The 14598-nt window shown below is 33.1% G+C and carries 14 protein-coding genes; 2 read left to right on the top strand and 12 right to left on the bottom strand.

Annotated features, from left to right (window positions below):
• Positions 1–2: 2 nt before the first annotated feature.
• From ABTV69_RS00985 to ABTV69_RS00975, 3 genes are all read right to left on the bottom strand, one after another.
• Positions 3–1736 carry a PspC domain-containing protein gene (locus tag ABTV69_RS00985; RefSeq protein WP_433833460.1) on the bottom strand — a complete coding sequence of 578 codons (1734 nt, stop codon included), beginning with the start codon at positions 1734–1736 and terminating at the stop codon, positions 3–5.
• A 3-nt stretch (positions 1737–1739) separates the two neighbouring features.
• Entirely contained in the window at positions 1740–2072 is a 333-nt protein-coding gene (locus tag ABTV69_RS00980) for a PadR family transcriptional regulator (RefSeq protein ID WP_008464689.1), read from the bottom strand.
• 135 nt (positions 2073–2207) lie between these two features.
• Complete coding sequence (locus tag ABTV69_RS00975) at positions 2208–2687, bottom strand: DUF4870 domain-containing protein (protein WP_433833458.1); 480 nt, start codon at positions 2685–2687, stop codon at positions 2208–2210.
• Positions 2688–2917: 230 nt separating this feature from the next.
• Here ABTV69_RS00975 and ABTV69_RS00970 point away from each other — a divergent pair, with 230 nt between their 5' ends.
• Positions 2918–3370, top strand: a complete 453-nt coding sequence (locus tag ABTV69_RS00970; RefSeq protein WP_433833456.1) for a DUF4442 domain-containing protein — start codon at positions 2918–2920, stop codon at positions 3368–3370.
• A gap of 130 nt (positions 3371–3500) precedes the next feature.
• On the opposite strand, the gene ABTV69_RS00965 is transcribed toward ABTV69_RS00970, so the two are convergent.
• From ABTV69_RS00965 to ABTV69_RS00925, 9 genes are all read right to left on the bottom strand, one after another.
• Positions 3501–4175 carry a hypothetical protein gene (locus ABTV69_RS00965; RefSeq protein ID WP_433833454.1) on the bottom strand — a complete coding sequence of 225 codons (675 nt, stop codon included), beginning with the start codon at positions 4173–4175 and terminating at the stop codon, positions 3501–3503.
• Between the two features lie 138 nt (positions 4176–4313).
• Complete coding sequence (locus ABTV69_RS00960; protein ID WP_433833452.1) at positions 4314–4472, bottom strand: hypothetical protein; 159 nt, start codon at positions 4470–4472, stop codon at positions 4314–4316.
• A 148-nt stretch (positions 4473–4620) separates the two neighbouring features.
• Positions 4621–5043 carry a hypothetical protein gene (locus ABTV69_RS00955; RefSeq protein WP_433833450.1) on the bottom strand — a complete coding sequence of 141 codons (423 nt, stop codon included), beginning with the start codon at positions 5041–5043 and terminating at the stop codon, positions 4621–4623.
• Positions 5044–5134: 91 nt separating this feature from the next.
• The gene (locus ABTV69_RS00950; protein WP_433833448.1) at positions 5135–7375 is read right to left on the bottom strand and encodes a multicopper oxidase family protein; all 2241 of its coding nucleotides are present in this window, start codon (positions 7373–7375) and stop codon (positions 5135–5137) included.
• A 6-nt stretch (positions 7376–7381) separates the two neighbouring features.
• Complete coding sequence (locus ABTV69_RS00945; protein WP_433833446.1) at positions 7382–9916, bottom strand: heavy metal translocating P-type ATPase; 2535 nt, start codon at positions 9914–9916, stop codon at positions 7382–7384.
• A 555-nt stretch (positions 9917–10471) separates the two neighbouring features.
• Positions 10472–11032 (bottom strand): helix-turn-helix domain-containing protein, encoded by a 561-nt coding sequence (locus tag ABTV69_RS00940; RefSeq protein WP_433833444.1) that lies wholly within the window; start codon positions 11030–11032, stop codon positions 10472–10474.
• 1 nt (position 11033) lies between these two features.
• Positions 11034–11564 carry a DUF3347 domain-containing protein gene (locus tag ABTV69_RS00935; RefSeq protein WP_433833442.1) on the bottom strand — a complete coding sequence of 177 codons (531 nt, stop codon included), beginning with the start codon at positions 11562–11564 and terminating at the stop codon, positions 11034–11036.
• A 97-nt stretch (positions 11565–11661) separates the two neighbouring features.
• Positions 11662–12021, bottom strand: a complete 360-nt coding sequence (locus tag ABTV69_RS00930; protein ID WP_433833440.1) for a hypothetical protein — start codon at positions 12019–12021, stop codon at positions 11662–11664.
• Between the two features lie 69 nt (positions 12022–12090).
• A complete protein-coding gene (locus ABTV69_RS00925) occupies positions 12091–12924 on the bottom strand; it encodes an AraC family transcriptional regulator (protein ID WP_433833438.1) in 834 nt (277 codons plus the stop codon).
• Between the two features lie 103 nt (positions 12925–13027).
• Here ABTV69_RS00925 and ABTV69_RS00920 point away from each other — a divergent pair, with 103 nt between their 5' ends.
• The gene (locus tag ABTV69_RS00920) at positions 13028–14194 is read left to right on the top strand and encodes an MFS transporter (RefSeq protein ID WP_433833436.1); all 1167 of its coding nucleotides are present in this window, start codon (positions 13028–13030) and stop codon (positions 14192–14194) included.
• Positions 14195–14598: the final 404 nt, after the last annotated feature.

Raw genomic sequence — 14598 nt, 5'->3', positions numbered from 1 at the left:
GTTTAGTTAATTTTGATTATCACTCCGTTTTTGTCAGTTGCTAGTTTTCCTTTTGTTTTTTTTCCGTTTATAACTTCTTTTCCATTGATTTTAACAGAAACTTCGTTAATAGTATCATTGTCATTAGTTTGAACTTCTTCCGAATCGTAATCATAATCGTGGTCATCGTCATGATCTACAGGGCAGTTTAAGCATTTTACTTTAGAGCCAATAACTTTATAATTATAATCTCCATCGTAGTTTAATTGAAAGAAATCGTCATCTGAATTGTAATAATCTCTAATAGAAGAATCTGGTTTAATTAATTGTCCTTCTGGAACATAAAGATAAATGTCAACTTCTTGTCCTCTGAATTTGTTTTTAACATCTGTCAGAAAATAATTATCCAAAATTACATGATTTCTGCTAATTTGAAACTTATAATTAATTTTTTCTGCTCTTTTTTTAGCGTTAGTGAAAGAGTTTCCTCTAGCACTTTTTTCAATCTGGATAAATGGAGCTGACTCGTCTGTATGTAATACATGTAAACGTACATCATTAGAATAAATCAAATCGTTGTTTGCTGAATCTTGTACAAATTCAAATTCTCTATAATGGTTTAGGCTTTTCGTGTAATAATCATTGTACTTAAACTTAATATACAAAGTATCAGCTGGCTTAATTGCTAGAACTTTTTTCTCTACTACTTTATTATCGTACGAAATCTCAGTTGCCTGTTTAATTCCGATACTAGTAAGAATTGCGATCGAAATGATCCAAAGAGCCAAAAGCGTATATTTTGTAATATTTCCGATTGACTTCAAGTTTGGAGACAACAATTTAAATCCTAAAAGCGTTAAGAAGAAAAACGGAATTCCAACTGCAAAGAACATTAATAATCCAAATGACCAAAGCGGATATTCTGTAAAGTTTCCTGCTTCAATAAAATTCTGCCAAGGGAAATCGATAAAAATGTTAGTTCCCAAAGTAAAAACGCCAATCAATAACATGATTAAAGTTGAAATCCCTGATATAATTAGAATCACTCCTAAAAACTTAGCAAAGATTTTAAAAACCGTCATGATAAAGTCTCCAAATGAACTACTTATTCTCCCAGCTCCCGACTTTACTTGGTTTCCCATTTTGTCATAATCTGCATTTTTAAATTTATCAGATAATGAATCAATTTCTTCTCGAACTTTTTTTTCGATGTTTGAGATCGTTACAGGTTCTCCTGTCATTTCTAATTTTTCTGAAGTTGTTACTGCTTCAGGAGTTACGATCCAAAGTACAAAGTAAGCCAAGATTCCAGTTCCAAATCCTGCAAAAACAAAGATTAAGAAGATGATTTTGATCCAGACTGCATCAATTCCGAAATAATGTCCTAAACCTGTTGCAACACCGCCAATCATACCGTTCTCTTTGTCACGATATAATTTTTTGTGTTTTCTTGCATTATAATTATTGAAAGATTGATTTGCGTTTTCTTCGTCTTCAATTCTATAATCTTCTGGCTGACCCATTACTGCAATCACCTCGTCAACATCTTTCAGTCCAACAACATGTTTTTCGCTTTTTTGTTTTTCTGTCAACAATTCAGAAACACGCATTTCGATATCTTTAATAATTTCATCTTGACCAGATGAGTTGTTAAGTGATCGTTTTATAGCGTCAAAATAGCGTGTCAATTTCAAGTATGCATCTTCATCGATGTGAAAAAACATCCCGCCTAAGTTAATATTTACTGTTTTGTTCATGACTTATTGATTTTGATTGGTGATTAGATTTACGGCATCAGATAATTCTGTCCAAGTGCCGCTAAGTTCGTTTAAAAAAGTTTGTCCTATTTCGGTTAATCCATAATATTTTCGCGGAGGCCCAGAAGTCGATTCTTCCCAGCGATAATTTAGTAAACCGTCATTTTTCAATCTAGTTAACAACGGGTAAACGGTTCCTTCTACAACTAGTAATTTTGCGTTTTTTAAAGTGTCTAATATTTCAGAGGTATAGGCATCTTTTTCTTTTAGAACAGATAAGATGCAAAACTCAAGAACACCTTTGCGCATCTGTGCTTTTGTGTTTTCAATGTTCATAATTTCATTTTGTTTTTTTTTGATTGAACAATTCGTTTTTTGATTGATGATGATTGATTGATGATTGATTGTCGTGTCTATAACTTTTAACCTTTTTATGTCAGACTGGGCGATCCCGAGGCTTCGGGAGAAGTCTTACTTTATAAAAGGAATCGTAATCGGATATTTGTATAATTCTCCGTTTGAAGCTTTTATCGAAGCATAAATCACTAAAAAGAATTCAACAAATTTTAGAACTCCAAAAAGAACGACAGCTGTAATTCCGACACTTAAAATTCCAATGTTTGCTTGAATGTTAAAGTTTCTAATTACAAAATCGTCGTCATTAAAAACAGCTTCTATTGGAAGATTCTGTAAGAAAACAGTAATAAAAATCGGAATAGCAATTAGTGCTAAAATCAATGAGTAAAGCAAAATACTTAACTGAAAGTTCAAAGCCTGTTTTCCGTGATGATCTGCAAATTCAGACTTGTGTTTATAATTAGTCCAAATGATTAGCGGAAAAATATAATTCCCAAACGGAATTATATACTGGCTTAATGTACTCAAATGAGTAAAGGCTGCTGTATTCTTTTCTGATGTTTTTTCCATGATGAGTGGTGTTGTTGTTTCCATGATTAAAAGTATATAGTAATTTCTTATGCAAATATATGTCTAAAAAACAGTATCTTGCTTTACATAGTACCAAATATTAACAAAAAATTAACAAATTTAAAATTATAAAGTAATCTTTAAAACGTTGAAAATCATTCGAAGGAGCTGTCTTTGTTGGGTTCTTTTGATAAGCGAATAATTTATTGTGCGCGCATAGTTTTTTTGTATTTTTACATAAAAAAATAAACCATATGGCACTTTCGGTATCAAAACTTAATAAATTCGTCTTATTCAAATTGCCTTCTGCATACTTTTGCGGAGTTCGTGTAAAGGATATAAGTGATAGCAGTTGTACAGTAACAGTAAAACACCGTTGGATCAATCAGAATCCGTTTAATTCTATGTATTTTGCGGTACAAGCAATGGCAGCGGAGTTAACAACTGGAGCTTTGGTAATTTCTCAAATTCAACAAAGCGGTAAAAAGATTTCGATGTTAGTAGCCAACAACAAAGGGAATTTCACAAAGAAAGCAACAGGAAGAATCACATTTGTTTGCAAGGATGGACATTTAATTGCTGAAGCGATTCAAAGAACAATTGAAACCGGAGAAGGGCAGACGTTCTGGATGAAATCTATAGGAACAAACGAAGAAGGAATTCAGGTTTCTGAAATGGATTTTGAATGGAGTGTTCGAGTGAAGTAGTTTTTTTAGAAACGAATTACGAATCTTTAAGAACTTTGTCAAAGTTTAAAACTTTGACAAAGTTTCTAAACAGTATATAAAAAGACTTTGCTTTTGGCTAGGTCTTTTTTAGTTTTTATACTTTTTTTAATTAAAAATCGGCTTCGTAACCGTGGCCATTTCTTCCATAGTAAATCAGCCATTTTGCCAACGAGAATATAATATGTAATTTACTTTCCATACTATTTTGATCTGCATTTTCAGGGGGATATTTTTCGTCTTTTAAATGCTCCAAATTATTTTCTTTTGCAATTTTTGAGGCAATATCCATTAAACGATTTCCATAATCTAAAGCATCTTCTGCAAATTTGGTTTCCCAAGCTTCATATACTAAATCTTCTCCAATTAAATCGAGGCAATCTGCTAGAAACTGTCCTCTAAATACATTTTCATCTTGTCCCATTGCGCGATAAATTGGAACTGCATCTGGTTCTTGAGATAATTCAATAACATAAAAACCATTGTATTCATTTAAAAAATCTTCCTCAGACAATAGTTTGTCACTTTCGTTATATCTTTCTTTTATCCAGTCATTAGCAATTTGATCATAGCCAACTCTTGGAGCTTTAATAGTAACATAACTTTGAACCTGATTTGCAAACCATTCTTCCAAAAGTTCTTCTTTTGATAAAATCTTCTTTCCTTTTAATTTATCAAAAAAAGTAAGCTCTTGTTTTTCTTTTCCTTGAACAATTTGCATTATTTCCTTGAATCTTGTTTCAAATCCTGGCTTTGGTTTTCCCAAAGGCCTCATGTCTAATCCCATAAAATTAAGTGTTCGATTAAGTAAAATTTTCTCCAATTGATAATATCAAATATATACAGATTTTTCTTCACTTTTTAAAGTTGGAAAATAAAAAAGACCTCGCTAAAACGAGGTCTTTTGTTTGAAATAGCATTTCATTTATTTTTTAACACAACAAGATTTTTTGTCTTTTTTATCTGCTGTTTTTTTACAGCAAGATTCTTTTTTTGCTTTATCTTTTGTAGCTGGTTTTGTTTCCTGAGCCATTACGCCAATTGAAAAAAAAGCTACTATTACTGCAGTGATTACTTTTGTCATTTTAATTAGATGTTTTTGTGTTAGAGATTATAATTGGTAGTCCAAATATAAACTGATTTCTTATTTGTGAGAATAGTTTTATTGTTAATGTTTTTATAAAAGTGATTTAGACCTTAAAAGCCATAAGCAACTTTACGCTCTTGTTGATTTAATTTGTTAAATCGTCTTGAATTTTAATGTTTAACGATTTCATGATTATGCCTTTATAGTTATTCTTAAGTAAATTATTTATTGCTTTTTGCGATTTATATGCAATTTTATAATTATCATTTTCAATCTCGATACTTTTGATGGATTTAGAAACTTTAATGATTTCCTCATCATTCCATCTTCCTCTTCCAAAATAAATGTATCCCAGTCTTTCTTCATGATTATGAGGAATTAAATTAAAAACGATAGAATCTCCTTTTTTCATTTCGTCCAACTGATCATTCTTAACTTTCGAATTGATAATGAGTTTTACTTTGACATTGCTTTCTCCTTTATTAGTAAATAAAATACCTTGTGAAGGATCGCAACTTGTTAACGTTAATCCGAGAATTAGAAGAAGTAAAAAAGATGTTTTTCTCATGATTATTGATTTTAAGAAAACTAAAATAAAAAATTATTTCATTACTTAGAATTTTTTCAATCAACTTAAATAAATTACATGTTTCAAAAAATCAATAATTCAAATTAACCCCGAATCCAATTCCCATATCGCTGTCATAATGCGTCGTGATTCCGAAGTTTCGAGCAACGATATATTTCAAACCAGCCATATATTCTTTATCTGTATTCCACATTAAATTCATTCGTAAACGTTTGGCAAGCGGAATATCTTTTCGCTCAAATTGAACGCGGACATTTCCATCGGTATACACTTCGACTTGTGCTTTTATGAGCATTGGCAAAGTATATTCTAAACCGGCACTGAAAACAGAACGATTGTCTTTGGTGTTTTTTTGTCCGAAAAGATTTTGTTCTTGTTCGTCCATTCCCATTCTTCGGTATCTCCAGTCAAAACCAATAAAAGGCATCAACCATTGATTTTTTCCGATATACCTTCCAATATGAGTTTCAGTTTCATAACCGTGTTCGTTATTATAACCCAATCTCCATTCTGTTCCGATGCTCCATCTGGTGTTGCTAAACATCGCTTCACCATCATTTCCGTTGGATGCAAAATCATTTTCAGCCATAAAATGAAACATTCTGTCATCCATTTTCAGCATTTTATAAGCCATCTCGGGATGATGAATCAACGGATTTGGAGCTGAATTTTCATAAGTAAAAATTCGTCCCATTCCTGCCATCATGTGATATAAAATATGACAGTGAAAAAACCAGTCGCCATCTGCATTGGCTTGAAATTCGATGGTATCGGTTTCCATCGGCATAATGTCAATCACATTTTTGAGCGGAGAATAATCGCCATGTTCGTTCAGAATTCTAAAATCATGACCGTGTAAATGCATTGGGTGGCGCATCATTGAACCGTTATACAACACAATTCGAACGTTTTCTCCTTTTTTAATTAAAATCTTATCCGTTTCAGAAACTACTTTGTTGTCTAAACTCCAAACGTAGCGGTTCATATTTCCCGAAAGCGTAAAGCGCAATTCCTTTACAGGGGCATCTTTTGGAAGATTAGTTTTGAACGGAGATTTTAGCATTCCGTAATTTAGAGTCACAATTTCGGAAGTTTCGTTGCTGTCACTTTCCATTTTCATATCCCCCATATTGTGGTTCGAATGATCCATTGCAGGTTTTGCATTTTCATTTTCACCCGAAATTTCAGGATACATTACGGCATTCATATCCATTTTATTCAAAGACATATTCATGCCCATATCATTCATTTCGCCGTTCATTTTCATCATATCATTCATCATTTTCATGCCTTCAAAATATTTTAATTTTGAAAGATGATGAACGGGCTGTTTTTCACCATTTCCTAAAAATAAAGAAGCAGATCCAGTCCTATCTTCGGCTGTAGCCAAAAAAGCAAACGATTTATTGTCTTCCGGAAGCGTAACGACAACATCATACGTTTCAGAAACGGCAATAATCAAACGATCGACTTCTACAGGTTCTACATCATTTCCGTCGCTGGCTACAACGGTGATTTTTCCTCCGCCATACGTCAGCCAAAAATAACTTGAAGCGCCTCCGTTGGCAATTCTTAATCGGACTTTCGAACCTGGTTTAAAATCAGAAAGCTGTTGTTCATTTTTACCATTAAGAAGAAATTTTTCATAATAAACATCACTGACGTCCATTGCATTCATTCGTTTCCATTCGTTAGTTACTTTGGTTGAAAAATGGCCTTGTTTAATGGCTTCAGCATAACTTTGAGTTGTTCCTTTTTTAATTGCAAACCAATCGTTGGCATTGTGCAACATTCGCTGAATATTCTCCGGTTTCAAATCGGACCATTCGCTTAAAATAACGGGAATCGTCGGTAAATCGTCAATTCCTTTTCTGATGCTAGAATCGTCTTTTTTCTTATTGATGATAAAAAGTCCGTACAAACCAATTTGTTCCTGCAAACCTGAATGGCTGTGATACCAATAGGTTCCGTTTTGAATAATTGGAAAAGTATATTTATGAGTTGTTCCGGGTTCAATCGGCATCTGCGTGAGATAGGGAACTCCATCTTCTTTATTTGGAAGAAACAATCCGTGCCAATGCATCGAAGTCGTTTCTTTTTTTAATTCGTTATGCACATAAATTTCTGCAATATCGCCCTCGGTAAAAGTCAAAGTCGGCATTGGAATTTGCCCGTTTACGGAAATTGCTCGTTTTTCTTTCCCAGAAAAATTGACAATGGTATCGCGAACGTACAAATCATAACGAACGACTTTTTGGGCTTTAAGCTGAAAAGCAATTAAGAAAAGTATAAAGAGGTGTTTGATTTTCATGATACATTATAATTTTAGATTTCTCAATCGTAAAGCATTTACGATTACTGAAACAGAACTTAAACTCATAGCAACCGCTGCCAACATTGGCGAAAGCAAGATTCCTAAAAATGGAAATAAAATTCCTGCTGCAATTGGCACTCCCAAAGTGTTATAAATAAAGGCAAAGAACAAGTTTTGTTTGATGTTGGACATTACGGCTTGACTTAAGTTTTTTGCTTTTACAATTCCGTTTAAGTCGCCTTTTACCAACGTGATTTTAGCACTTTCAATGGCAACATCGGTTCCAGTTCCCATTGCAATTCCGATATTGGATTGTGCCAAAGCAGGGGCGTCGTTGATTCCGTCTCCGGCCATTGCTACAATTTTTCCTTGCGCTTGAAGACGTTCAATTTCTTTTAATTTATCTTCTGGAAGACAATCGGCTTTAAAAGAACTCAAATGCAATTGCTCAGCAACAGCTTTTGCTGTGTTGTGATTATCTCCAGTCAGCATGATTACTTCAACACCTTGATCGATTAGTTCTTTAATTGCTTTTGTACTGTTTTCTTTGATGGCATCGGTGATTGCAACAAAACCTAAAACTTCTTTTTCAATAGAAATATACGAAATAGTTTTTCCAAGATTTTGTTCGGCCGTCACTTTGTTTTCTAAATCTGAAGAGATAGAAACTCCGATTTCATCCATTAATTTTTTATTTCCTAAAGCTACTTTTTTGTCTTCGATAGTTCCTATAACACCTTTTCCTGCAATAGTTTCAAAACCTTGCACTTCTTTTAGCGAAATGTTTTTTGCTTTCGCGAAAGAAACTACGGCTTGCGCCAAAGGATGTTCGCTGTGTTGATTCAAAGAAGCAATGTTTTGAAGCAGAAAATCTTCATTGTTATTTACGGCAAATATTTTTTCTACAGATGGTTTTCCTTCTGTAATGGTTCCCGTTTTATCTGTAATTAAAACATCAATTTTGTTCATGTTTTCTAAGGCCTCGGCATTTTTTATTAAAATTCCGTTTTGAGCGCCTTTCCCAACCCCAACCATTACAGACATTGGAGTTGCTAAACCAAGTGCGCAAGGACAAGCAATAATTAGAACCGCAATGGCATTAATCAATCCATAAACATAAGCAGGTTCTGGACCGAATTTCGCCCAAAGGATAAATGTCAAAATTGAAATAAAAACAACAGTCGGAACGAAATATTTAGAAACACGATCGGCTAATTTCTGAATTGGAGCGCGAGATCTGCTGGCATTATTTACCATTTCAATAATTTGCGAAAGCATAGTTTCTGAACCTACTTTTTCGGCAATCATTACAAACGATTTTGTGCCGTTTATAGTTCCAGAAATTACAGCATCATCAACTTTTTTATCTACAGGAATTGGTTCTCCTGTAATCATTGATTCGTCGATGCTGCTTTCACCAGAAGTTATTTTTCCGTCCACAGGAATTTTTTCTCCAGGTTTTACGCGAAGCAAATCACCTTTTTTAATATTATGAATGGATATTACTTTATCAATTCCGTTTTCTACTAAAGTCGCTTCAGTAGGAGCAAGTTTCAAAAGTTCTTTTATTGCGCCATTGGTTTGTCCGTGCGCTTTGGCTTCCAATAATTGTCCTAGTAAAACCAAGGTGATAATTACGGTTGCGGCTTCAAAATACAAATGAATGGTTCCGTGATGTGATTTGAATTCTGAAGGGAAAATATCTGGAAAAAACATTCCGACAATACTAAACAGGAAAGCAACGCTGGTTCCGATACCGATTAGTGTAAACATATTCAAATTCCAAGTCATAATTGATTTGTAAGCGCGAACGAAAAACATCCAGCCTGCATAAAACAAAACGGGAAGCGAAAACAGAAACTGAACCCAGTTCCATTTTTCGACCGACATTATATTATATAAAGGATTATTGGGAATCATTTCTGACATTGAAATAATGAAAATAGGAAGCGTAAACAAAGTCGCGATTTTCATTTTCTTTAATAAATCAGAATAGGTTTTGTTTTCTTCGCTTTCAGAAGCTTGCATCGGAACCAAATCCATTCCGCAAATTGGGCAATCACCTGGTTCGTCTGAAACAATTTCTGGATGCATCGGACAAGTGAATTGTGTTGCAGTTATCGCAACTTGTGGCACTAAATCCATTCCGCAAACAGGACAATCTCCGGGTTTGTTATAGGTTTTGTCGCCTTCACAATGCATTGGACAATAATAAACGCCATTTGCACTGTGCTGATGCACTTTTTTAGTTTCTGTTTTATGAAGATTATGGTCATGATTCTCTTTTTTATGACTAGAACAGCAAGATTTAGCTTCGCCATGATTTTTAGGAGAATCCATTTCAATAGTATAATTTCCAGCAGCACTTAAAACTTCTTGGAATTTTTCTGTCGGAACATGTTTTTCCATTGTAATCGTTGCCGTTGGCGGATTCAAAGTTACTTCTGCTTGAACTCCTTCAACTTCGTTCAACGTTTTTTCGACTTTGGTTCGGCATCCGTTGCACGACATTCCTGAAATTATATATTGATGAGTCATCGTATTGGTTTTTAAGTATTACAATGCAAATTTCGGTAGTAAGTGTGATTTCGGTTTGTAGAATTTTGTGAATGATTTGTAAGATTTACTAAATGCTGTTTTTTTAACCGCAAAGAGCGCAAAGGTATACGCAAATTGCGCTAAGCTTTTTTTTCTTTTTTGAGATTAAAAAGTTCGCAAAGCTTTGTCTTAAATTAACTTTTCGAATTCTATATAAAACATAGCCCAAGGTTTCAACCTTGGGTACGTATCGTGTTCCAATCTTTGTGTACCCAAGGTTGAAACCTTGGGCTATGTTCTGAATAAATTGCGAAATCGTTATGTAAAAAAGTTAACCACAGATTAAAAAGATTATCACAGATTTTTAAAATCCTTTTAATCATTATAATCTGTGGCTAAAAAATCTTAGCGTCCTTTGCGTATACCTTTGCGAACCTTGCGGTTAAATCTCTCGCAGATTCCGCAGATTGAGCAGATTTAAATTTTATTAATCAAAAAATATCTGCTTAATCTGTTTAAATCTGCGAGAGAAAAATTTTTCGCCTTTAAAAGAAATTATATATTCTCAATTTGAATACGTTTTTTATCTTTTGATTGTTTGAAAGAAGTAGGAGTAAAGCCTGTAATTTTCTTGAATTGATTACTCAAATGTGCCACATTGCTGTAATTCAGAATATCGGCAATTTCACTTAACGAAAGCTCGTTGTAAATCAATAATTCCTTTACTTTTTCAATTTTCTGACTGATGAAATACTTTTCAATTGTGGTGTTTTCAATTTCCGAAAACAAATTGCTCAGCGAATTATAATCTTGATTCAGGTTTTCGGCTAAATAATCAGATAAGTTGATTTTCAGATCATTGTTTTTATGATGCACCAAATCGACAATCAGATTCTTGATTTTTTCGACGGTTTTTGTCTTTTTATCATCAATTAAATCAAAACCTAAAGTTTGCAAGTTCTTCAATAAAACTTCTTTCTGCTCGTCGCTGATATCTTGTTCCAATTCCACTTCACCTAATTCTATAGCAATAGTTTGAAGTCCGAGTTTTTCCAACTCAGACTCCACAACCATTTTGCATCTCGCGCACACCATGTTTTTGATGTAGAGCTTCATATTATTTGATCGTTTCTACCACGTTTCCGCAAGTCAACATCGAAGAACCGTAGTATGGATTCTTAACTGCTTTCTCTTTGCTTAACCAATCAGCATCTGCCATAGGGTAATATTGTTTGTAGATTGGCTGTTCTGGATTTGAAACTTTTATTAAATCGTAAGTGCTTTTAGATAAAGATTTAAAAGTCTCACGTTGTTTTTTAAGATCTGTTGTAGCTGAAATACTTTTAGCATCAGCAGTTAATTTTTTAACCACTTTCATCCAAACGGTATGTTCGTTGCTTTTTAATTTGTCCATTTTTACTGCAGAAATCGCTGCTAATAAAGTTGCAGCTTTCGCCGAAGTCAATTTGCTGTCACTTTTAATAAGCGCATCTTTTACATTAAAATAAGCGTCATAAACCGATTGAAGCTGACTAGCATCAACGATTTCTGTTGTTCCTGATTCTAATTTTACAGTATTTGCCTGAATGTTATTTGCACTAAATGAAAGGGTTAGTACTGTTGCTAAAGCTATGATTGATTTTTTCATGGTATATAATATTAGGTAAAGGATTTAATTTCCTTTAAAATTAATTAAAAAAGTTGATTTCGAAAAGACCCAATATGGGCTGTCACAAATGCAATAATTATATTTTCGGCTTCAGCCAAATAGAAGTAAATCCAGAAGAAATGGTAGAATTACTGTAAGATGAAATCTTGTTTTTCAAAGAAAAATTAAAAACATCATTTTGTAAATCAAGATCATTTGAAGTCAAAATAACGAATTGCAAAGCTGAAGTTGTACAGCCAGAATGACGGCATTTTCCATCGCATGAATGTTTTTCTTGCTTTGAGGTTTTCTTTTCGCAGCATTTTTTAGAACAGCTGCTTTCTTCTTTAGAAGCAATTTCTTTGTGATGTCCCATATTGCATGCAGAAGTATAACTCGGATTCAAAAAGAAACTAAGTGTTATAAAAAGCAGTATGATGTGGATTTTCTTTTTCAAAGAAATTGTTTTTGAAATACAAATTTAGCTAAAAATGTTCGAGGAAATTACTTTTTAAGATTTCGATAACTACAGTTTCTTAAAATCGGTTGGTTTCATGTTTTTGCGTTTTTTAAAATAATTCGTCAAATGGCTTTCATCCGTAAAACCAAATTCGTATGCAATCTGCTTAATCGGCAATTGATTGTTGTGAAATCTCTTTTCAATTAAAGTTGTTCTCAAATTATGAATGTATTCGCGATAACTAATGCTGAATGTTCTTTTGAAATAAGCACTAAAATACGTTTGCGCAATATTAAAATGGTCAGCAATCACTTTTACCTGAACCAATTTTGGCTGATAAATATTCTGATGAATGTAATTGGCAATTTGTTCATTATCCAAATGAGTCGATTGCATCTGTAAATTCATGCAGCGGATTGTTTCTTTTATCAAACCAAAAATGGAAAGAATCTGATAGAAAACAATGGGTGAGGAAGTCACGTCAATATATTTATCGTAAGTAACAATGTTTTCGACCGTGTTTTTTAAAATCGTTTTGCAGGGTTCATCAAACTTTAAAACCGTTTCTTTTAAGATTTTATCTCGCATGAAACTTTCAGGAGTATTTACTAAAAATTCATCGCAAGTCAGATTTTGTTTCGAATTGAAATAATTATCAGTGAATTTGATGAAAATAAATCGCGTACTTTTCTTGATATCAAAATAATGTTCGTCGTCTGGCGAAATCACAAATAAGTCTCCAGCTTTATACGGAAGCAGATTATGATTCAAATGATGAATACCGCTTCCTTTTTTAATATAAATGATTTCGTAATACGTATGCGTATGCGGTGGAAGATGAAATTTCTCTTCTTCAAATTCATCAAGAACGAGCGTTTTAAATTGATTTAATTTCGGCATGATTTAAATATACAATTTTATATCACAAATTTACAACTTTTTTTAAGGTTAACGGTGTTAATTTTGCATCGTAGAAATCTATTCCTTTCTACAATAAATCAAAATGAAAAAAAGTCTTATTGCACTCTCTTTAGGAGGGTTAACTATTGGTATTACAGAATTTGTAATGATGGGATTACTCCCAGATATTGCTTCAGATATGAAAGTTTCGATTCCGGTTGCAGGATATTTAATTTCATCTTATGCCCTTGGAGTTGTTATTGGAGCGCCTTTATTAGTAATTGCAGGAAGAAATTATGCGCCTAAAAAAATGCTTTTAATTTTAGCTGTTATGTTGGCAGTTTTCAATGCCTTGTCAATTATTGCCCCCGATTATAATGTTTTATTTGCTTCTCGATTTTTATCTGGATTGCCACACGGAGCATTCTTTGGAGTGGGAGCGGTAGTCGCAAGCCGATTGGCAGACAAAGGAAAAGAAGCACAGGCTATCTCTATAATGTTTGCCGGTTTAACGATTGCTAACTTAATAGGTGTACCAATTGGTACTTATATAGGTCACCATTTTATTTGGCGTTATACCTTTGTATTAATTGCGATTGTGGGTTTATTAACCTTTTTAGCAATTTATTTATGGATGCCGAATCTTGAAAAAGGTGAAAGTGTGAATATGAAAACACAACTTCAATTCTTTAAGAAAACAGAAGCTTGGTTAATTATCGGAATCACCGCAATTGGTTTTGGAGGTCTTTTTGCTTGGATCAGTTACATTGCTCCTTTATTAATTAATGTATCTAAGTTTTCACCAGAAGATGTTTCTTCAATTTTAATCTTAGCAGGATTGGGAATGGTTGTCGGGAATTTTGTGGGAGGAAAATTGGCAGATAAATATTCGCCGGCACCAACCGTACTTGCTTTATTGTTTGTGATGGTGCTTGATTTGCTAATGGTTTACTTTTTCTCTTTTAATCAATACATATCATTATTTTTAACCTTTTTAACAGGGGCAATTTCTTTCTCAGTTATCGCGCCAATTCAAATGCTTATGATCAAAACAGCCAAAGACGCTGAAATGATTGCTTCGGCGGCACTTCAAGGAAGTTTTAATATTGGGAATGCTTTAGGAGCTTTCTTGGGAGGATTGCCATTAGCAGCGGGTTACAATTTTGCTTCACCAAATCTTATAGGTATTGCGATGGCCATGACAGGAATGGTTATTACTTTCATATTGATGAGATTACATCAAAAACAGCTTCAAATGCAGCCAATATAATTTTTAAAAAGCTCATTTTTTAAGCCCTTAACTTTTGTTTAAGGGCTTTTTTTATGCCGTGTTGTATGCAAACTTATAGTCAGAAGTACCTTTTCTTTTATTTGCAGGTCCATATTTATAGGTAAAATCATGATAAATTCTGAAGTGTAAATTAAATCTTTTCTTTTTTTTTAATTTTATTTTAACTTTTTAAGTGTAAAAACAACACCTAATAATTTCACAATTAATATTCATGTAATCGATTGTTTTTTTTGCAAAAAGCGAATCAAATGATCGATTAATAATAATATTATTAATATTTTATATTGATATAAATTATATATGTCACATAAAAAACCATTAAAATTTTTAATATGTAATTTTTTTTATGAATTTTTTGGGAAATTTTATTTTTCGTTTGAAAA

The sequence above is a fragment of the Flavobacterium anhuiense genome (assembly GCF_050990855.1).
Taxonomy (GTDB): domain Bacteria; phylum Bacteroidota; class Bacteroidia; order Flavobacteriales; family Flavobacteriaceae; genus Flavobacterium; species Flavobacterium anhuiense_C.
This window is presented reverse-complemented; position numbering and strand designations above follow the sequence as displayed.